Source organism: Nitrococcus mobilis Nb-231, from assembly GCF_000153205.1.
GTDB classification, from domain to species: domain Bacteria; phylum Pseudomonadota; class Gammaproteobacteria; order Nitrococcales; family Nitrococcaceae; genus Nitrococcus; species Nitrococcus mobilis.
The window spans coordinates 194,622-215,236 of sequence record NZ_CH672427.1; the positions used below are offsets into that span (position 1 = coordinate 194,622).

Below are 20,615 nucleotides of genomic sequence, written 5' to 3' on the forward strand. Positions count from 1 at the left end.
GCCTGTACCTACGACGATCGAGCGCATGCCCGAGGCGTTATAAAGCGGGCTCACAATCCGTAGGCTTGCCTGCGCGGCGGCACTGGATTGTCCGCAGAGTCGCCCGGAAGGTGGATAAAAATGGGCCACCTAGGCGCACAGCTTGCGTGGCCGCCGTCTCGGCCACCGCCCAATTACCTCGATCGGCCTCGATCTGCGCCAGATTATTGTAAAGCACTGCGCTCCAATCGGTTTGACGTTCGAGCGCCGCCTTGAGCACAGCGGCTGCGCTTGCCAAGCGATCACTCTCGTATAGCGCATTAGCCAGCCCCAGAGCCAGGCGGCCGTCCTTCGGGAAACGTTTTACGGCGGCCCGCCAGCTTGGCAAGGTTGTCGTCGGATCGTGCTGCGTTTCGAGATCGGCCAGCGATTGAAACAACCGCACTGCGGTGGCGGTTGCTGGCAGCTCGCCAGGTGGCAGCACGACGATTCCCCAACGTTCCCCGCGCGCCCAGGTTCGCTCGAAGGTCTCGATCGTTACCACATGCCGGCGCTCATCGCCGGAGCGCAGCACTAGATTGCCATTTATCGGCTGCACCCCGACCACTACCGCATAGTGCCAGATTGGATACCAACTCAGCCCAAGGTTTTGCAGCACCAGTACCGGGTGTCCCGATTCCAACTCGCGCAGCAGCTCGGCTAGTTGCGGTGGGATGATATAAGCGAGGCGACGGCTGCGGCGGGCGCGAGCCAATAGTTCAGCCTGCAGCACACCATGTTTGGCCGGGATGTAGAGTTCGGTACCGAGCTGCTCGGGGTCGGCGCTTACCCCGCTCCAGCCCAGCACCGTGGCCAGCGCGGCCGGGCCGCAATGGTAGGCGGTTTGGGGATAGAACGGCACGTCGAGCAATTCGACGGGCGGCACGGTGAGCGTGCTGGCGAGCAATTGTGGGCCGTTTTGAGAGGCGCATCCGGCCAGGGCGAGTAATCCCGCGCACAGAACGAGCAACGGCCATGGCGAGGCCGCCCTCGCCCCGCCGAATTCACTCATCAATGCACTGTTTTTTTCACGAACGGGAATACATCCGTGAAGCCGAGAATGTCCGTTACCAGCAGCACGAGGAAGACGACGAGCCCGATCCCAACAAGAAAAGTAAGGGTACTTCCGCCTGCTGGCATATTATCGATGTGTTTTGCCAATGCTCTGGCCTGCGCGTCGGACAAGGCGGCCACGCGATTACGCGCTGCTTGCGGATCGACGCCCAGCGCGACGAGTTGCGCGTGCACCTCGTCGCGTTCCAGCATGGCCGCGATCCGTGCCCGCTCAGCGTCGGCAGCCGCGCCGGCGGCCAATGCTTGGGTACTGATCATCTTGGCCTGTGTGGCTGGAACGGGTATCACCGTAAGCACGAAAACAACCGCGATGAGACCAGGAAGCCAGCGGTGTCGATGTTGGAGCTCCAGCATCGTTTCCTCCTTGACGTTCGGCCCCGGGTTAGGAGTATCCCTGTGCGCGCGTATTGATGATGATTGACGGTGGCCGCATGCCGCGCCGTCCTGCGTGCAGCAGCACCCGCCGCGCGCTGGCGTTGATCAGCTATGGCGCTCCCCAGCGGCGAGTTGCTTGTCGCGCTCGATGAGGGCGTAGGCCGAGTGATTGTGAATCGACTCGAAGTTTTCCGAGGCGACGCTATAGGCGAGGATACGATCGTCGGCCTCCAGGCGCCCCGCCACCTCGCGTACGATGTCTTCGACAAATTTGGGGTTGTTATAGGCCCGTTCGGTGACGTATTTCTCGTCAGGGCGCTTGAGCAGTCCATAAAGCTCGCACGAGGCGCTCTCCTCGGCGATCTGGATCAGTTCCTCGAGCCAGATGAAGCCGCCGGTGCGCGCGCGAATGGTCACGCGGGAGCGCTGGTTGTGCGCGCCCTGTTCGGAGATGGACTTCGAGCAAGGGCATAGGCTGGTGACCGGCACCAGGACCTCTAATGTCAGCTCGGTGTGATCGCCCTGGGTTTCCCCGATGAAAGCCACTTCGTAGTCCAGCAGGCTTTCCACGCCGGAGACCGGCGCGCGTTTACAGATGAAGAAAGGGAAGCGCATTTCGATATGACCCGATGCCGCTTTCAGGCGCTGCGCCACCTCGCGGAGCATCGCTTTAAACGAGGCAATGGTGATCTCTCGGTTATGGCCTTCCAGGATCTCCACGAACCGTGACATGTGCGTGCCTTTGAAGTGATGCGGCAAGTCCACGTACATGTTGAACGTCGCAACGGTATGTTGCTCCTCGCCATTGCGCGCCCGCACCCGGACTGGGTGACGAATGTCCTTGATACCCACTTTGTTGATCGGAATACGCCGGGTATCCTGTCGTCCCTGAACATCTTCAATGGGCAGAGCTAGCGCACCTTTTGTTGCCTCGGCCATACTTCAGTCTTCCTCTGTATATCGAACGCGAGCGTGCGCGGTTTCCCAGACGGTCACGGCGCTGAGCCGAGCGTGGTGTCCGCTAAGCCACGTGCGAAGCGCTCGGTAGATGGCGCCGGCCACATGCTCCGCCGTGGGGTTGATGCCGGCGAATTCAGGTAAGTCGTTGAGATGGCGATGATCCATTGTTTCAACGATCTGCCGCGTGGCCGCTTTGAGCTCGGCGAAGTCGATTGCCATCCCGAGCCGGTCCAGCTCACGGGCTTCGACTTCTACTTCCACCGACCAGTTGTGGCCATGCAGGCGGCTGCATTTACCAGGATGCCCCTCCAGAATGTGGGAGGCCGAGAAGTCGGTGACTATGCTCAGGATGTAGCGCCCGCTCATGGGTGAATCCCGGTTTACGCGATGGCATATTAGGGTAACGCGGCGGGATCGGCAACGTCAGTGATCACGCGCTACGATGTATTCAGCGACGCTTCGCAGGCAGTCGGCCTCAGGGCCGAAGTCCTCTAGACTGGCCACGGCGTCTTGGCAGAGCTGACGCGCGAAATCGCGCGCCTCGTCGAGTCCGAGCAGCGCTGGGTAGGTCGGCTTATTGAGCCGAGCATCGGCGCCCTGACTTTTCCCCAGCCGCGCCTCGTCGCCGATCACATCCAGTACGTCATCCTGGACTTGGAAGGCGAGACCGACGCATTTTGCATAATGGTCCAGACGTTCCGTGCAGGTTGTGTTAGCGGTAGTGTCCGCCAAAGCGCCGAGCATGACGCTGGCGCGAATAAGCGCGCCCGTCTTATGGATGTGCATGTCCTCCAGTTCCGCTACGGTAACCTGACGACCCACGGCTTCATAGTCCAGGCTCTGGCCGCCGGCCATACCGCGAGACCCCGCGGCCAGGCTGAGGACCTCGATCATGCGTAGACGTCCCTGGACCGGCCCAGCTTCCCCATCGCGGCAATGGCTCAACACCCGGAAGGCAAGGCTCTGCAGCGCATCGCCGACGAGAATAGCTGTAACCTCATCGTAGGCACGGTGGCATGTCGGGCGGCCCCGGCGCAGGTCATCGTCGTCCATGGCCGGCAGGTCGTCGTGCACGAGAGAGTAGCAGTGGATGAGTTCCACCGCACAAGCCGGAGCATCCAAAACCTGCCGCGGTAGTCGCAGGGCATCGCCGGTTGCATAAACCAACAGCGGGCGCATCCGCTTGCCGCCACCGAGCACCGCATAACGCATGGCCTCGTGCAGCCGTGCGGGGTGCGTTTGTGCCGGCGGCAGCCAGCGCTCTAAGGCGGCTTCCACGCGGGCCTGGTACTCAGGCAAGTAACGCTCAAGAACCGTCATGGTTGATCGCCTCGAACGGCATGGTTACGGCGCTTTCATCCTGACCCAGGAGAATTTCGATCTTCTGTTCAGCTTCGCGCAGCACCTTCTGGCAAGCGCGTGTCAGTTCGATTCCCCGCTCGAAGGACTTTAGGGAGTCCTCGAGCGAGAGTTCTCCCGATTCCATGCGGCCGACCAGTTCTTCGAGTTCCTGCAGGGCGTGTTCGAAGTCGAACTCGGTATCACTTGGCTGGATCATGTTGCCTCGTTTGGCGCGGCGAGCGAACGCGCTTAGTGTAACTTGTGACGGCCGGCAACGCACTCGCAGTCGTTTGGGGCGCACGATACACTGCCAGCCTCGGTTCGAGCAGCGCCGGCAGCAACGACTATCGCAGAAATCGGGAGGGACGGAGTCCGTCGCAAGATGACGAAACACTATAACGCCGCTTCGATTGAGGTTTTGACCGGGTTGGATCCGGTGCGTCGCCGCCCGGGTATGTACACGGATACCACCCGCCCGAATCATTTGGCCCGGGAGGTGATCGACAATGGCGTCGATGAGGCTTTGGCCGGTTTCGCCGACCGAATCGAGGTCGTACTGCATTATGATGGATCACTTTCCGTCAGCGACAATGGCCGTGGTATGCCGGTGGACCTCCACCCGGAAGAGGGGTTGCCGGGGGTAGAGCTCATTCTTAGTCGGCTTCATGCCGGCGGCAAGTTCTCCCAACACAGCTATCAATTCTCCGGTGGTCTGCACGGTGTCGGTGTCTCCGTGGTGAACGCGCTTTCGCGCCGGCTGGAGGTGACGATTCGGCGTGACGGCCAGCAATGGCGGATGCACTTTGTCGAGGGTGAGAAATGTTCCGAGCTCGAGCTGATCGGCGCACTCAATAAGGTCGAAACCGGTACGACCTTGCGGTTTTGGCCCGACGCCCGGTATTTCGACTCCCCGCGTTTCTCCGTGCCGCGCTTGCAGTATGCTTTGCGAGCCAAGGCCGTGCTCTGTCCCGGGTTGCGCGTTCGCTTCTATGACGAGGCGGCGCAGGAAGAGTTTGTTTGGTATTACGAAGATGGCCTGGCGGATTATCTCTGCGATACGCTTGGGCCGGTCGAGCGACTGCCAGAACCGCCCTTTCTCGGCCAGATGAGCGCCGCTCAGGAAACTGCGGAGTGGGCACTCGTCTGGCTGCCCGATGCTGGGGAGGCGGTGCAAGAGAGCTATGTGAACCTGATTCCCACCCCGCAAGGTGGCACGCATGTCAATGGCCTGCGCGCCGGGTTGACCGAAGCGATTCGCGAGTTCTGCGAATTTCGCAATCTGCTGCCGCGGGGTGTGCGGATTGCGCCGGATGATGTTTGGGAGCGGTTGAGTTTCATACTCTCGGTCAAACTCGAAAATCCCCAATTTACCGGGCAGACCAAAGAGCGCTTGTCCTCGCGCGAGTGTGCCGCCTTCGTCTCTGGTGTCGTCAAAGACACCTTCAGTCTGTGGTTGAATCAACACATCGCACCGGCGCAGCAGATCGTCGCGTTGATCATTCAGAATGCCCAGCGGCGGTTGCGCACGAGTAAGAAGGTGGCGCGCAAGCGGGTGACGAGCGGGCCGGCACTGCCCGGTAAGCTCGCCGATTGTACCAGCCAGGATCTGCGCCAGACCGAGCTGTTTCTGGTGGAGGGGGATTCGGCAGGCGGTTCGGCAAAGCAGGCTCGCTCGCGGGAGTATCAGGCGGTTATGCCCTTGCGGGGCAAGATCTTGAATACCTGGGAAGTGGATCCCGCCGAGGTGATGGGCTCGCAGGAAGTGCACGATATTGCCGTCGCCTTGGGTGTGGAGCCCGGTTCAGCGGATCTCTCCCGGTTACGTTATGGCAAGATTTGCATCCTGGCTGATGCCGACCCGGACGGCGCGCATATCGCTACGCTGCTCTGCGCTTTGTTCCTGCGCCATTTCCCGGCGCTGGTTCGCCAAGGTCATGTCTATGTCGCTATGCCACCGCTTTATCGCATCGATGTTGGCAAACAGACCTACTATGCCCTCGACGGCGAGGAACGGCGGGGTGTTCTCGATCGCGTCGCCGCCGAGAACAATAAGGCAAAGCCCCAAATCACGCGTTTTAAAGGGCTCGGCGAGATGAATCCGAAGCAGTTGCGGGAGACCACCATGGCGGCGGAAACCCGACGTTTGGTGCGGCTTACGGTGGACTCCGAGGACGCTGCCGAGCAGCTGCTGGGTATGCTGCTTGGCCGACGAGCGGCGGCGCAGCGCCGCGCCTGGTTGGAAGCGAAAGGTGATCGAGCCGAGGTGCTGCTTTGAGGCACCGGCTGATGGCTAGGCGCCGTACAAGGGGGTGGAAGCGAATTGCCTGTACATGATGCCGATTATGAAACTCAGCCGTTGCGCGAGTTCACCGAGAAAGCGTATCTGGACTACTCCATGTACGTTATTCTGGACCGGGCGTTACCCCATCTCGGTGATGGTTTGAAGCCGGTCCAGCGACGCATCATCTACGCCATGTCCGAGCTCGGGATTTCCGCCGCTGCCAAGTATAAAAAATCAGCCCGCACGGTTGGCGATGTGCTCGGCAAATACCATCCGCATGGCGATTCCGCCTGCTATGAGGCCATGGTGCTCATGGCGCAGCCGTTCTCCTATCGTTATCCGTTGGTGGACGGGCAGGGCAACTGGGGTTCGGCCGACGAGCCCAAGTCGTTTGCGGCCATGCGGTATACCGAAGCCCGGCTTACGCGCTACGCGCAGCTTCTGTTGACCGAGTTGGGCGAGGGCACAGTGGAGTGGATGCCGAATTTCGACGGAACCTTGGAGGAACCTCGGATCCTACCAGCCCGGCTTCCCAATCTGCTACTCAACGGCAGTACCGGTATCGCGGTGGGTATGGCCACCGATATCCCACCGCATAACTTGCGTGAGGTGGTCGCCGCCTGTATTCACCTGCTAGATCAGCCCGATGCCAGCGTGGCCGATCTTTGTGAAGCCATTTTGGGCCCGGATTTCCCGACCCGAGCGGAGATCATCACTCCGGCCGAGGACATTCGCCGTTTCTACGAAATCGGTTACGGTGGTCTACGCCAGCGTGCCTGTTGGGAGCGCGACGGGCTCGATATCGTGATCACCGCGCTGCCCTACCAAGTCTCTGGTAGTAAGGTCCTGGAGCAGATCGCCGCGCAGATGCAAAGCAAAAAGCTGCCTATGGTGGAGGATTTGCGCGACGAGTCCGACCATGACAGCCCGACACGATTGATCATCACTCCGCGCAGCGCCCGAGTGGACGCCGAGCCGCTGATGCAGCATTTGTTTGCCACCACGGACTTGGAGAAGACCTATCGGGTGAATCTGAACGTCATCGGCTTGGATGCCCGGCCGCGGGTGCGTAATCTACGAGAAATCCTAACGGAGTGGTTGCGCTTTCGCACCGAGACAGTATGTCGGCGCCTGCAGTGGCGCTTGGATAAGGTCGAGGCGCGGTTGCATCTTCTCGACGGTTATTTGATCGCGTTTCTCAATATCGACGAGGTGATCGCGATCATCCGGGCCGAGGATAAGCCCAAGCTCGTGTTAATGGAACGCTTTGGGCTGACCGAGCGCCAGGCCGAGGCTATCCTGGAACTGCGCCTGCGTCATCTGGCGAAGCTCGAGGAGATCAAAATTCATGCTGAGCAGGATGAATTGCTGCGCGAGCGGGACCGCCTTCGCTCCATCCTGAACTCGGAGGCACGGCTTAAGGCTCTGATTAAGTCGGAGTTGCAAGAAGATGCCCAGAAATACGGCGACCCGCGCTGTTCGCCATTGGTGCAGCGTGGCTCGGCGCGTGCGCTGAGCGATACGGAGCTCGTGCCCAGCGAGCCAGTGACTTTGGTGCTCTCGCAGAGAGGCTGGATTCGGGCGGCCAAAGGCCACGATGTGGATGCGCAGCGTCTGAGCTACAAGGCGGGCGATGGTTATCGTGATGCGGCCATCGGCCGCACCAATCAACAGGCGGTTTTTCTCGATTCGCAAGGCCGAGCCTATTCTCTGCCGGCTCATACGCTTCCCTCGGCGCGGGGGCAGGGAGAGCCGCTGACAGGGCGCTTGTCGCTACCGGGGGGAGGCGAGTTCAGCTACGTGTTGCTCGGTGATCCGGACTCGCTTTGGCTGCTAGCAAGTGATCACGGCTACGGGTTTATCACTCGCCTGGGTAACCTCTACAGCAAAAACCGGGCGGGGAAGGCTGTATTGAGCGTCGCTGGCGGGGCGCAGCCACTCAAGCCGGCCCGGATATATGCGCTGGCACAGGACCGCCTCGTTGCGGCTACTACGGCCGGTCGGCTGTTAGTCTTTCCGCTGCAGGAACTACCGGAGCTTGGCAAGGGTAAAGGTAACAAGCTTATCCAGATACCATCGCCGCGGCTGAAGACGCGCGAGGAGGTGGTTGCCGGCGTGTTGGCCGTGCCCCCTGGGCGTGCGGTTATCCTCCAGGCGGGTAAGCGTACGCTCACGCTGCGCCCGAGTGATCTAGAGCGTTATCTTGGGCAACGCGGTCGCCGCGGAGACGCCCTGCCACGGGGATTTCAGCGGGTTCAGCAGTTTTGGGTGGATGGTGACTAAGACCTGTAGCACCCGCTTCCGAGCGCTGCTTTCAACTGTATGGGGCAAGGCGGATTAGATCACCATGCCGCTGAAATCGTAGTTCATCTCCAGAACGGGCTCTTGCAGAAAATGCCCTTGGACCAAGTCCACCTTATATTGCCAGAGCGTAGCGAGCGCAGTGGCCTCCTCGAGGAAGCCGGCGATGACTTGCTTACCCATAGTGTGGGCGGTATCAACAATTTGCCGGAGCTTGCGTTGGGTTTCCACACTATCCGTGAGATCGACGCATAGACTGCGGTCGAGCTTCAGGTAGTCGGCCGGGATGTGTTTGAGTAGCTGAAAGGAGTTGAACTCGCGGCCGAATTGATCCAAAGCAAAGCTGCAACCGAGCTCTTTGACTCCTTGACGGAAGGCCTTTGCCTGCTTGAGCTGGGTCATCGCGACTGGCTCGCTGAGCTCGAATACGAGGTTCGTGCCCTTCACGTCCAGGCGCTCCAGCTGGGAGGTGAGAAACGGCAAGAATTCTGGGTCGCCGAGGGTGCCGCCGGTGATCTTGATGAACACATGGGGCTCATGCCCAGCCGCGCGGCGCTGGGCGATTGCCGCGAGTACGGTTTGAGTCAGCCAACGATCGATGGCCGGAGTTAGGCCGCATTGGTCCGCAAACGGCATGAAATCGCGTGGCGCCAAGAACTGGCCGTTATCGGCGCTCAACCGCAGGCGCGTTTCGTAGCGCTCGGTCTGATCTCCGGACAGTGAGACCATCGGTTGATAAACGAGATAGAAAGCTTCATCGGCGAGCGCGTGCTCGAGCCGGCTCTTCCAGTCACTGCCGCTCTCGTTTCCGCTCTGCCCAGCGGTGGCATGGAGGTGGATACGGTTGCCTCCTTCACGGCGCGCCGCCTCGCTTGCCTCGGCGGCCAAATTGATGGCCTGGGATGCGTTGGCCCCACCTTCGCTTAGCATGGCAATGCCAATGCTGCAAGATTTTGTTATTGTTCGATTGTCGGCTTCCGAGACATGTTCCTCGATGCTTTGGCGTAGCGCTTCGGCCAGTCCGATTGCCTCGTGGACGGTACGGTTCGGTAGCAAAATGGTAAATACGGCGTTTGCATAGTGCGCGGCTATATCGTTTTCGCCGGTCTGCCCTTCGATGAGCCTGGCAATGTCGCTGAGAACGAGCTCCACCGACGTGATCCCTAAGCTCGCATGGGCGGCCTCTAGGTTATCGATCTGGAGGTAGAGCAACCCCAGGCTCGCTCCCTCGCCTGCGGGGGGCTGTTCGGCGAGGCTTCGATCGAGCTGTTCGAGGAAATATTTGCGATTGAACAAGCCGGTTAGCATGTCGCGGCGGCTGAGGTTGGCCAGCTCCTGCTCAAGCCCTGTGGCCTTGCCGCGCATGAGGATCTGGGTACAGGGCTCACCGTCGATGCTGGCGCCGGAGAAGTGCATGACTACCGCTTGGGTTTCCCCTTTTGGCCCACGGATGCTTATCTCCAGGTGGTCCTCATTGTGTTTCCCCTGGCTGTAGCGCCGTAAGAAATCCTTGAAGTGGGCCTGATCATCGACGGCGATCAGATCGAGGATGGGCATGCCTTCAATGGCCTCCCCACGATCCATGCCGAATCGCTCCAGGTAGGCCGCATTGGCGTAGATATGCATTCCTTCGTGGACATAGGCGATGGCATCACGGGAGTTGTCCAGCAGAGCATGGCAGCGCCGCTCTGTCTCGCGTAGAGCTGTTTCGAACTGGTATAGGCGACGGCGCTCGCGGAGGTTGCGGACCTCCCGCTCGACCACTAAGCGGAAGTGTTCGGCATCGCTTTTATCGACCAGATCCAAGGCACCCATACGCATCACCTGAAGGCGTAGTTCCGGGTCAGAGTGCTCGTTGAGGACAAGCAACGGGGTATTCCCGTCGGATTGCGATGCGATCTGGGCTGCGCTCTCTAGCGGCAGTTGTTCCAACTGGGGCGCACAAATAAACAGGTCATGGCAGCATTCGGATAGCACCGTCTGCAGCGCCTCTTCATCCTCCACCGAGATGGCGCGCACGGCGAAACCGGCATTGCGCAGAACATTGATCAGGTGTTCGGCGTCATTGCGTGACTCTTCGGCGATTACCAGTCGCAGCAGGTTCTTTTCGGTTGCCATCCCTTACCCTGGAATCTCTAGCCGTACGGTGTCATTTATGCTGTGGGTACGATACGTCCGGCACCGTCTCCTCCGCTTCCAAAAGATCACTGCAGCAGAATTCGAGCTGGACATAATGTGCAGTGGCATCGATCTCACGGCTGAGCTTCACTGCGGTTTCGCGCTGGCCGTATCGTACCCGCGCGCGCCGCTGCGCGGCGTAATTACGCCCTGGTGCGATCAATGTCGCAGATTGATCGGTTGCCGTCACGGCCGGTAGCAAAAGTCCCCGTTCCAAGGGGCCAAAGCGGTGTTCCGCGTGCTCGGCTCGCAGTTGGATGGGGCTTGGGCTTGATGCCAGGATCTGCACGCCGATTTGCAGCGTCTGCTCCGGTAGCACCCGCATCCAGCGGATTGCGCCCAGCTGCCAGGGTGGTTTGCGATCTGTCATTTCTCGCATGGCGATGAGTTCACCCACACGAGCGTGCGAATTTTGTTGTGGTCCGGAGACGAGGCAATAACCACCGGCACTGACATTGATTAGGCTCCAATCGAGGGTCTCTTCGTGGCGGGAATGGTGGGGCAGGTCATGTATGGACCGCTGCGGCTCTTGCGGCATCACCCCCAGTAGCTCGGCTGGATAGATCAGATCCCAAACGTCGGGCGCTTCGTGCTCGGCCAAGGGCGCGTTGCGGCATTGAAATCGGTCATGCGCCGGGTCGATCGTTTCGACATCTTCCCCGAGCTCATGGGACAGCGCGCGATGGATTGCGGTCAATCCAGGAACCGCTAGGATCCGCGCTGTAATTCTCATGCGCGATTGGCGCCGCCGGTCCGTCACCGCGCCTAGCGCCAGCGATAGGCGGCGGGAGAGTTCTGGATGGATGTCCGCCAGCGCCTTACGGCGCCCAAACAGCCCCTTGGTTGTGGTGGAGAACTCCCGCTCGGTGAGCCGCTGTAGTGCATCGGTGAGCAAAAGCCGATCCTGCGGCCCGGTCGAGCCCACCGTGTAGGGTTGTGGCGGTGCGTCCAAAGCATGTGGGACCCAGAATAGTGCTTCGCTTGCCGCCGGGTCTTCCGGCGCTACGAGACGTGCCACCGCTGCCCACTGTTCGAGCAGCCGATAAGCATCTAAAATTTCGCTGTGATGCATCCGCTGTGGGCCGGCGGCGGCAAGCAGCACCACTTGCCGATAGGCTCGTCCGGGCGTGCTGCGGTGGCGCCGGCTAGCAAGCTGTGAATCGATTACTCGCTGTTCGCTAAGTCCGGCTGCCTCGGCGATGGCGTAGAGGGTGTGCAGTCGGCGCCAGGTATCCGTAGGGGGTGCTTGATAGACGACCCAGCTCTCGAGCAAAACCTGGGAGCGGTAGCGAATAGCCCGATCGAGCGCGCAGGCTCGGCGCTGATGGTGACCAAATGCAGGGCGAGGTTGAGAGTGTGCTGTCTCGATTAAGATCTCATAACCCAGTGCCATTTCTTGCAGCAGTAACAGAGCAAGCGTGACGATGCCTTTGGGTTTGGGGCGCAAGGGTAGGGCGCGGCCCATATATTGTTTGCGCAGCCCATTGCCGATATAGCAAACGATCTCGCGGAGCTGTTCTAGGTAACGCAGTCGCAGGCTCGGGTGCAGCTGCTGGCGATTACAAGCCTGCAGCGATTCATACACGGCGCGGCTGGTGACGCTGAGATTGACAACGGGAAGATTCTGCAGCCAATCCTCTACTGAGTGGGGCCGATAATCGAAGCTGCCCGGGCCCGCCGGTTCTTGCTTCGGTATCGGAAGGTGGCTGGTCGTCGAGTGTTTCATACTGTTCCTTTCGCTTGGCCCAGTGTTGTCCGGGCGTCTTCCTTGTCCGCAGCTTAGCCATAGCCGTGGATTGGTCGACCCACCTGGTTTGAACGTCGCTCTTAGGGGGGCAGCCAGTGCTTGCCCGGCGCGCCTTCGATCTCTTGCACTAGCCTGGGTACTAGGTATCCCGGCAGCCGTCTAGCCATCTGTCGGTGCAGCTCGCGCGCTCGGTCTTGCGTAATCGCAAAATGGCGAGCGCCGGCAACCCGGTCGAGCAAGTGGAGGTAATAGGGCAATATGCCGCTATCGAACAATCGCTGATGGAGTGCGGTCAGTGCCATTGCCTCGTCATTGACCCCTCGCAGCAGCACTGTTTGATTGAGCATGGTGACCCCGGCCTCGCGCAGGCGTTTGACCGCGCTCGTTACCGTTGCGTCTAATTCGTTAGCATGGTTGGTGTGCAGTACCATGATCGGTTGCAGCCGGCTGCCCGCAAACCACTCGACCAGCTCGTCGGTAACCCGTGCGGGTAGCACTACGGGCAGCCGAGTGTGGATTCGCAGACGCCGGATATGAGGAATATCGACCAATTGGGTAACAAGTTGAGCCAAGCGGCGGTCCGCTAGAGTCAAGGGATCTCCGCCGCTCAAGATGACTTCTTCGACTTCGGTGCGCTGGGCGATATAGCGCAATGCGGAGTGCCATTGTCCGGCCGCGGCGTTCGCTTGGGCATACGGAAAGTGTCGGCGGAAACAATAGCGGCAGTTGATGGCGCAGGCGCCGGTGGTAATCAACAACACTCGACCATGATACTTATGCAGCACCCCCGCACCCTTGGAAGCGCCTAGGTCACCGACCGGGTCGGTAACAAAACCGGGCGCGGGATCCAGTTCCGCCGTAAGGGGAAGCACCTGGCGTAGCAGGGGATCCTCGAGGTTACCGCGCTCCATCCGCGCGAGATAGCTACGCGGTACGCGCAGCGGGAAAAGTCGAGCCGCCCGCCGTGCGGGTTCCAATAGGGTGGCGGGAAGTTCCAGCAAACGCAGGAGCTCCGCCGGATCACGAACCGCCCGCGCCAACTCCTGCTGCCAGGGGGGACGAGTGGTGGTGAGTGATACCGCGAGTGGAGACTCACTCATAAGCAATTATTCTAACAGCCGTGGTTTTCCGTTAGTATTCGCGTTTCTGGACGTGCAGAGCAAGTGCAGGTCCGTCGAATGCCCATAACAGTACCTGAATTTCAGCGCCAAGCAGGGGTTTCATGGCCAGTTATACCACCAGCCAGTTCAAGGCGGGGCTCAAAATTCTACTCGATGGCGATCCTTATGCCATCGTTGAGAACGAGTTCGTAAAGCCTGGCAAGGGTCAGGCCTTTAACCGTGTAAAGATACGCAATTTGCGCTCTGGCCGGGTGGTGGAGCGGACGTTCAAATCCGGTGACAGCGTTGAAGCCGCGGACGTGATCGAGACCGAAATGCAGTATCTCTACACGGACGGGGAGTTCTGGCACTTTATGAAGCCGGATAGCTTCGAGCAGTACGCGGCCGGCAAGACTGTGATCGGCGACGGGGCCAAATGGCTCAAAGAGCAGGATCTGTGTAAGGTCACGCTCTGGAACAATGAGCCACTTTCGATCGAGCCGCCCGCGCACGTCAACCTTGCCGTAGTCGAGACCGATCCTGGCTTGCGCGGCGATACCAGCGGGGGCGGGGGTAAGCCTGCAACCCTGGAAACCGGAGCGGTGGTGCAGGTGCCGCTGTTCATCGAGGAGGGCGAAGTGGTCCGGGTCGATACCCGCAGCGGAGCGTATATCTCCCGCGCAAAGGAGTGAGCGGCGTCGGTGCATGACGATTGGCGCCCTTCGGCGTGTCGCAAAGCCTTGCGTCAGCGGGCGAGTATCCTTGCGGCCATACGGGGTTTCTTCGCCGAGCGCGGTGTGCTGGAGGTGGATACGCCCTGCCTGGTCGGCGCCGGCGCGACGGATCCGAATGTGCCGAGTTTCTACGTCGCTTACGACGGTCCGGGCGCGCCGCCGGAGGGACGTCTTTGGCTACAGAGCTCGCCTGAGCATGCCATGAAGCGCCTGCTCGCCGCAGGTTCCGGCGCGATCTATCAGATCACGCATGCTTTTCGCGCCGGCGAGCGTGGGCGGTTGCATAACCCCGAATTCACCCTGCTCGAATGGTATCGCCTCGGCTGGGATCAACACGCGCTGATGGACGAGGTGGCGGATTTGTTCCGCTACCTGCTGGGTGGCTGCACTGTTGAGCGGCTGACTTATACGCAGGTGTTTCACGCTCATCTCGGTGTGGATCCCCTCGAGGCGTCTCGGCAAACGTTAGAGACAAGCGCCGGCGGACTCGGTCTGGGCCGTGCCGCCTTGGCGGCACTCGATCGGGATGGGCTGTTGGATCTGCTCCTGAGTCACCGGGTCGTGCCTGCGTTGGGAAGCGGCCGGCTGACGTTCGTTTATGATTTCCCAGCGTCGCAGGCGGCACTGGCCCGGTTGCGCCCGGATGATCCCCGGGTTGCCGAGCGTTTCGAGTTGTTCAGCAACGGTGTCGAGCTCGCCAATGGCTACCACGAGCTCACCGATGCGGTCGAGCAGCGCCTGCGCTTCGAGCGCGAGCGTGCTGCGCGCGCCCGCCTGGGATTGCCGCTGCCGGATGTCGATGCGCGCCTGCTAGCAGCCATGGAAGCCGGGCTGCCACCCTGCGCCGGGGTGGCTCTCGGCCTGGATCGACTCATTATGCACGTTTGCGGGGCTCGGCACATCGACGAGGTGATTGCTTTCCCGATCGAGCGCGCCTAAAGGTCGGGCGGGGCTCAGTTGGCCATGCCGTTTCAAGTGTCTCGGAAGCGGCCTAGTGCCTGGCCCATGCGTACCGGCTGTGTGGCGGCCAGGTCGTCCCGCCAACTGACCCGTTCGGGTCCGACCAGTACGATCACCGTTGAGCCCATGTTGAAGCGGCCCAGTTCTTCACCCCGTGCCAGCCGATATCTGGGGGGCGGGTAGTGCCAGCGCCGTAACCGCCGGCCGCGGGGCGGGGTCACCACGCCGGCCCAGACGGTCTCGATGCTCGCGACACAGATCGCTCCCACGAGGATTACGGCGAGTGGACCGTGTGCGGTATCGAATAAGCTGACCACGCGTTCGTTGCGGCTGAACAAACGGGGTATCGTGCGCACCGTGTGGGGGGCTACGCTGAATAGCCGGCCCGGGACATGGATCATGGTGCGCAACTCGCCGGCGGCCGGCATATGTACCCGATGGTAGTCCCGTGGGGAGAGATACACTGTTACAAAATGGCCACCATGGAAGCGTGTCGCCAGTTGATTATCGCCACCGAGGAGTTCGCCTACGCTGAAGTGGCGTCCTTTAGCCTGCAGTAAGTGTGCGTCGTCAATCCGGCCGATCTCACTGATTACACCGTCGGCCGGGCAGATAAGCGTTGCGGGATCTTTCGGCAAGGGGCGGGCGTCGGGGCGTAGTGTCCGGGTGAAAAAGCTGTTGAAATCCGGGTACGCTGTTGCATCGGGCTCGCCCGCCTCCCCCAAGTCCACTTGGTAAGTCCGTACGAACCAGCGTATGAGCGCATTTTTCCAATGCTTGTTGCGCGCCCGCGCGGCGTGCAGCACAAGGCGTGAGAGGGCGTGTTGCGGCAGTGGATAGAGCGGCAGCGCCTTGAGCCAGTCGCTCAGAACGGCTCGCTTGGGCCCCGTGGCGCTCAGGATTCGCTGCATTGGTTGTGAACTGGTGCGATTGGGCATGGCGGCGGATTATCACATAGGCTCACTGAATGCGCATTAGCCGTGAGCTTGCATTGGATTAAGCGCAGTGCGGATTAAGCGCAGTGCGGTGTTCTGCAAAAGATCTGCGCAAATATTTAAATTTAACAGAGATGGTAGAGACAAATGTCGGGCAATACCTTCGGCAAGTCCTTCACGGTGACTACCTTCGGCGAGAGTCATGGGCCGGCGCTCGGCGCCATCGTCGATGGCTGCCCACCCGGTTTGGCGCTTAGCGAGTCGGATCTGCAGCGGGATCTCGATCGGCGCAAACCGGGTACTTCCCGGCATACCTCACAACGGCAGGAACCCGATCGGGTAAGCATTCTCTCGGGTGTGTTCGAGGGGTGCTCCACGGGAACGCCCATCGGGCTGTTGATCGAAAACGCCGATCAGCGCTCCAAGGATTATGCCAAGATCAAAGCGAGCTTTCGCCCAGGTCATGCGGACTATACCTACCAGCAGAAGTACGGCGTGCGCGATTATCGCGGCGGAGGGCGTTCCTCGGCGCGGGAGACCGCAATGCGTGTGGCCGCGGGGGGCATCGCCCGGAAGTATTTAGCGGAACGGCTAGGTGTTCGTATCCGCGGCTATTTGGCGCAGCTTGGGCCGATCCGCATGGAACTGCGGGATTGGGAGGCAGTAGATAGCAACCCCTTTTTTTGCCCCGATCCGGCGCGTTTGCCGGAGCTGGAGCGTTACCTGGATGAGCTGCGCCGCAAAGGGGATTCGGTCGGCGCGCGGGTAACTGTTGTGGCGGAGAATGCACCGGTTGGGCTCGGGGAGCCGGTCTTCGATCGCCTGGATGCCGAGATAGGTCGGGCTTTGATGGGAATCAACGCGGTCAAGGGCGTCGAAATCGGTGCCGGCTTTGCTGCCGTCGAGCAACTCGGAAGCAGCCACCGCGACGAGATCACGCGGGCGGGTTTTTTGTCGAACAATGCCGGTGGCATTCTGGGCGGAATTTCCACCGGCCAGGACATCGTCGCCAGCATCGCCCTCAAACCGACCTCCAGCATCCGCGTCCCCGGGCGGTCCGTGAACACGCACGGGCAGCCCGAGGAGGTGGTGACTACCGGTCGGCATGACCCGTGCGTAGGTATTCGCGCCACGCCCATCGCCGAGGCCATGCTCGCCCTGGTGCTCATGGATCACTATCTGCGCCACCGTGCGCAGTGCGCCGATGTGCGCACGGCCACGCCGGTCATTCCGAGCGGCCACGATCGTTGATCACATGAGCTCGGTGGCGACTCCGTACTGGCGGTTGGCGGCGTTCTATTTTTTCTTCTTCGCTGTGGTCGGGGGGTTGGTGCCTTACTGGGGTGCTTATCTGCGCTCGCTCGGGTTCGGCGCTGCCGCAATCGGTGAGCTGATCGCCATACTCTATGCCACCAAGATCATCGCCCCCAATATTTGGGGATGGTTGGCGGATCATAGCGGGCGGCGCATGGCAACGGTGCGGCTTGCCTCGCTCGTGGCTGCAGTAGCATTCGCCGGCATGCTATACGCTCAGAGCTATGTGCGGCTTGCGCTGTTGATGGCTTTGTTCGGTTTTTTCTGGAACGCCGCGCTGCCTCAGTTCGAAGCCAATACCATGAATCATCTGGGGGCGAACGACCATCACTACAGCCGTATTCGGTTGTGGGGTTCGATGGGTTTCATCGCGGCGGTGACAGTGCTCGGCGAGCTCACTGATCGTATGGGGTTGCACATTGTGCCTTGGGCGCTGCTATTGCTGGTTACCGGTTTGGCCGGGGCGAGTCTGGTTGCGCCGAGTGCACCGGCGCAGCTCAGTGACGCATCTCATGAGCCGTTTCGTCGGGTTTTGCTGCGGCCCAATGTCCTGGGTTTTCTGGTGGCCTGCTATCTGCTTCAGGCAAGCCATGGCCCTTTCTATGTCTTCTACAGCATTTATTTGGCCGACCACGGCTATAGCGGGATGGCGATCGGGGCGCTTTGGGCGGTAGGGGTCCTCGCCGAGATCATGGTCTTTCTGAAGATGCACAGTTGGCTGCCGCGGTTCGGTCCGCGCCGACTGATGACCGCGGCGCTGGCGCTGGCGGTCGTGCGCTGGACACTCGTCGGCGCTTTCCCGGATTGGATCTTGCTGCAGATCATGGCGCAGCTTCTCCATGCGGGCACCTTCGGCGTTTACCATGCGGTGGCGATTTCGCTTATCAACCGTTTTTTCACCGGTCCCAACCAGGGGCGTGGGCAAGCGCTCTACAGCAGCCTGACCTTCGGCGCCGGCGTCGCCTCCGGCAGTCTTGCGAGCGGCTATCTTTGGTCGACCTTCGGTGAGGCCCCAACCTGGTATGTGGCCGCGGCGCTGGCCGCTACCGGTACGGTGCTCGCTGCTCGGAGTCTGCCGCAGGGCAGATGGGCGGTTAGCCTGCCGAGCCAGCGTTCAGTATAATAAAAGTTTATTGCAAATCCTTAAGCCTCTCGGAAAGCGCCGCCGATGCCTCGAACCGGCCGGGTTCCAGCCGCTTGCAATGCCCTATACCAGTTGCATAACAGGGGAGCCGTATGGTCGCCGCAACGCTTTACGATAAACTTTGGGACGCCCATGTCGTGCGCGACAACGCGGACGGTACCTCGCTGCTCTATATCGACCGCCATCTGGTGCATGAGGTCACCTCGCCGCAGGCGTTCGAAGGGATGCGGCTTGCCGGTCGCCGGCCTTGGCGCGTGGCCGCTAACCTAGCGGTGGCGGATCACAACGTGCCCACCATCAACCGCGCGCAGGGGATTGCCGACCCGGTCTCGCGGTTGCAGGTGGAGACGTTGGATCGCAACTGTGCAGAGTATGAAATCGTCGAGTTTCGCCTCGCGGATTCGCGCCAAGGCATCGTCCATGTCATCGGCCCGGAGCAGGGCGCTACACAGCCGGGGATGACCGTGGTCTGCGGCGATTCCCACACCTCGACGCATGGCGCGCTGGGTGCCCTTGCCTTCGGTATCGGCACCTCCGAGGTCGAACATGTGCTCGTCACGCAGACCTTAATCCAGTCGCAGTCCAAGCGCATGTTGGTGCGGGTGGAGGGCCAGGTCGGTGCCGGGGTGAGCGCTAAGGATATGGCGCTGGCGCTGATCGGTCGGATCGGTACGGCTGGGGCGACCGGTTATGCCATCGAATTCGGCGGTGCCGCCGTGCGTGCCCTGTCGATGGAAGGACGCATGACGTTGTGCAATATGTCGATCGAGGCGGGCGCGCGCTGCGGGCTGGTGGCCGTGGACGATGTCACGATCGAGTATATGCGCGGTCGACCCTTCGCGCCGCACGGCGCGATGTGGGATCGCGCCGTTGCCTATTGGCGCACGCTGGTGAGCGACTCGGATGCGGTATTCGATCGGGTGGTGGAACTCGATGGCACCGAAATCGTGCCGCAGATCACTTGGGGGACCTCGCCCGAAATGGTGGCGCCGGTGGACGCTCGAGTGCCGGACCCGGCCGCCGAGCCCGATCCCACCCGGCGGATCGGAATGGAGCGGGCGCTTGCTTACATGGGGCTCGAGCCAGGAGTGCCCATGACGCGCATCCGCCCGGACAAGGTGTTCATCGGCTCTTGCACCAACTCACGCATCGAAGATTTGCGCTCGGCCGCCGCGGTGGTGCAGGGGCGACGCGTGGCGGACACTATCAAGTTGGCGCTGGTCGTACCGGGCTCCGGGCTTGTCAAACGCCAGGCCGAGGACGAGGGGTTGGATCGAATTTTCCAGGCGGCGGGTTTCGAGTGGCGGGAGCCGGGCTGCTCTATGTGTCTTGCGATGAACGCGGATCGTTTGCAGCCCGGCGAACGCTGTGCCTCGACCTCGAACCGCAATTTCGAGGGTCGTCAGGGCCATGGTGGTCGGACCCATTTACTGAGTCCGGCCATGGCCGCCGCCGCTGCAATCACCGGGCATTTCGTCGATGTGAGGAAGCTTTGATATGCAACCACTCATTCGGGTCGAGGGCATCGTCGCACCCATCGACCGCGCCAATGTGGATACGGATGCCATCATTCCCAAGCAGTTCCTGAAGTCGATCAAGCGGACTGGCTTTGGTCCCAACCTTTTCGACGAATGGCGTTACCTGGATCACGGTGAGCCGGGCCAGGATTGTGCCCAGCGGCCGAAGAACCCGGAATTCGTGCTCAATCAACCGCGCTACCAGGACGCGAGTATTCTGCTGGCACGGCGCAACTTCGGTTGCGGCTCCTCCCGCGAGCACGCCCCTTGGGCGCTCAAGGACTATGGCTTTCGGGTTCTGATCGCACCGAGCTTCGCCGAGATCTTCTATAACAACTGCACCAAAAACGGGATTTTGCCGGTGGTGCTCAGCGAGGAAGCCGTCGAGCAGTTGTTCCGGGAAGTCACCGCAAGCACCGGTTACACGCTGGAGGTGGATCTGCCGAGTCAATCCGTGACCACTTCCGCGGGTGAGGTGTTTAGTTTCGAGATCGATACTTTCCGCAAGCAGGCTTTGCTCGACGGGCTCGACGAGATCGGGCTGACCCTCCAGCACGCCGCCGAGATCCAGGCCTATGAGGCGCGCCGACGGCGCGAGACCCCCTGGCTGTTTCAGACCCCCGATACATGATCCAG

The 20,615-nt window shown here is 61.1% G+C and carries 18 protein-coding genes; 8 read left to right on the forward strand and 10 right to left on the reverse strand.

Features of this window, described 5'->3' with window-relative positions; all coding sequences use genetic code 11:
* Window positions 1-37: 37 nt before the first annotated feature.
* The 6 genes from NB231_RS00850 to NB231_RS00875 form a co-directional block, all read right to left on the reverse strand.
* Complete coding sequence (locus NB231_RS00850) at window positions 38-1,030, reverse strand: PA2778 family cysteine peptidase (protein WP_004998885.1); 993 nt, start codon at window positions 1,028-1,030, stop codon at window positions 38-40.
* Window positions 1,030-1,446, reverse strand: a complete 417-nt coding sequence (locus NB231_RS00855) for a PA2779 family protein (RefSeq protein ID WP_004998887.1) — start codon at window positions 1,444-1,446, stop codon at window positions 1,030-1,032. Before NB231_RS00855 ends, NB231_RS00850 begins: the two co-directional genes overlap by 1 nt.
* A gap of 126 nt (window positions 1,447-1,572) precedes the next feature.
* Entirely contained in the window at window positions 1,573-2,406 is an 834-nt protein-coding gene (gene folE2, locus NB231_RS00860; RefSeq protein WP_004998888.1) for a GTP cyclohydrolase FolE2, read from the reverse strand.
* A 3-nt stretch (window positions 2,407-2,409) separates the two neighbouring features.
* Entirely contained in the window at window positions 2,410-2,793 is a 384-nt protein-coding gene (gene queD, locus NB231_RS00865) for a 6-carboxytetrahydropterin synthase QueD (protein WP_004998891.1), read from the reverse strand.
* 57 nt (window positions 2,794-2,850) lie between these two features.
* Window positions 2,851-3,747, reverse strand: coding sequence for a (2E,6E)-farnesyl diphosphate synthase (gene ispA / locus NB231_RS00870; protein WP_004998894.1), 897 nt, complete (start codon window positions 3,745-3,747; stop codon window positions 2,851-2,853).
* Complete coding sequence (locus tag NB231_RS00875) at window positions 3,734-3,985, reverse strand: exodeoxyribonuclease VII small subunit (RefSeq protein ID WP_004998896.1); 252 nt, start codon at window positions 3,983-3,985, stop codon at window positions 3,734-3,736. The genes ispA and NB231_RS00875 overlap by 14 nt, the downstream gene beginning before the upstream one ends.
* A 165-nt stretch (window positions 3,986-4,150) precedes the next feature.
* Here NB231_RS00875 and parE point away from each other — a divergent pair, with 165 nt between their 5' ends.
* Both parE and parC read left to right on the forward strand, forming a co-directional pair.
* Window positions 4,151-6,043: a DNA topoisomerase IV subunit B gene (parE, locus tag NB231_RS00880; RefSeq protein ID WP_004998899.1), complete on the forward strand. Its 1,893-nt coding sequence runs from the start codon at window positions 4,151-4,153 to the stop codon at window positions 6,041-6,043.
* Between the two features lie 45 nt (window positions 6,044-6,088).
* Window positions 6,089-8,332 (forward strand): DNA topoisomerase IV subunit A, encoded by a 2,244-nt coding sequence (gene parC, locus NB231_RS00885; RefSeq protein ID WP_004998900.1) that lies wholly within the window; start codon window positions 6,089-6,091, stop codon window positions 8,330-8,332.
* A 54-nt stretch (window positions 8,333-8,386) separates the two neighbouring features.
* Here parC and NB231_RS00890 read toward each other — a convergent pair whose 3' ends face one another.
* The 3 genes from NB231_RS00890 to epmB all read right to left on the reverse strand — a co-directional run bounded on the left by NB231_RS00890 (window position 8,387) and on the right by epmB (window position 13,375).
* A complete protein-coding gene (locus tag NB231_RS00890; RefSeq protein WP_004998904.1) occupies window positions 8,387-10,468 on the reverse strand; it encodes an EAL domain-containing response regulator in 2,082 nt (693 codons plus the stop codon).
* A gap of 31 nt (window positions 10,469-10,499) precedes the next feature.
* Entirely contained in the window at window positions 10,500-12,254 is a 1,755-nt protein-coding gene (locus NB231_RS00895) for a hypothetical protein (protein ID WP_004998905.1), read from the reverse strand.
* A 101-nt stretch (window positions 12,255-12,355) separates the two neighbouring features.
* Complete coding sequence (gene epmB / locus NB231_RS00900; protein WP_004998910.1) at window positions 12,356-13,375, reverse strand: EF-P beta-lysylation protein EpmB; 1,020 nt, start codon at window positions 13,373-13,375, stop codon at window positions 12,356-12,358.
* Between the two features lie 122 nt (window positions 13,376-13,497).
* Here epmB and efp point away from each other — a divergent pair, with 122 nt between their 5' ends.
* The gene (gene efp, locus NB231_RS00905) at window positions 13,498-14,067 is read left to right on the forward strand and encodes an elongation factor P (protein ID WP_004998912.1); all 570 of its coding nucleotides are present in this window, start codon (window positions 13,498-13,500) and stop codon (window positions 14,065-14,067) included.
* A gap of 9 nt (window positions 14,068-14,076) precedes the next feature.
* Entirely contained in the window at window positions 14,077-15,048 is a 972-nt protein-coding gene (gene epmA / locus NB231_RS00910; RefSeq protein WP_004998915.1) for an EF-P lysine aminoacylase EpmA, read from the forward strand.
* A gap of 32 nt (window positions 15,049-15,080) precedes the next feature.
* Here the strand turns inward: epmA and asd are convergent, their stop codons facing one another.
* The gene (gene asd, locus NB231_RS00915; protein WP_004998919.1) at window positions 15,081-15,980 is read right to left on the reverse strand and encodes an archaetidylserine decarboxylase; all 900 of its coding nucleotides are present in this window, start codon (window positions 15,978-15,980) and stop codon (window positions 15,081-15,083) included.
* A gap of 171 nt (window positions 15,981-16,151) precedes the next feature.
* Between asd and aroC the strand changes: the two genes are divergently transcribed.
* From aroC to leuD, 4 genes are all read left to right on the forward strand, one after another.
* On the forward strand, window positions 16,152-17,255 hold the full coding sequence (gene aroC / locus NB231_RS00920) for a chorismate synthase (RefSeq protein WP_004998924.1): 1,104 nt from the start codon (window positions 16,152-16,154) through the stop codon (window positions 17,253-17,255).
* Window positions 17,256-17,259: 4 nt separating this feature from the next.
* Complete coding sequence (locus NB231_RS00925) at window positions 17,260-18,441, forward strand: MFS transporter (protein ID WP_004998925.1); 1,182 nt, start codon at window positions 17,260-17,262, stop codon at window positions 18,439-18,441.
* 113 nt (window positions 18,442-18,554) lie between these two features.
* On the forward strand, window positions 18,555-19,958 hold the full coding sequence (gene leuC / locus NB231_RS00930; RefSeq protein WP_004998926.1) for a 3-isopropylmalate dehydratase large subunit: 1,404 nt from the start codon (window positions 18,555-18,557) through the stop codon (window positions 19,956-19,958).
* A 1-nt stretch (window position 19,959) separates the two neighbouring features.
* Window positions 19,960-20,610, forward strand: coding sequence for a 3-isopropylmalate dehydratase small subunit (gene leuD, locus NB231_RS00935; RefSeq protein ID WP_004998936.1), 651 nt, complete (start codon window positions 19,960-19,962; stop codon window positions 20,608-20,610).
* The last annotated feature ends 5 nt before the right edge of the window (window positions 20,611-20,615 follow it).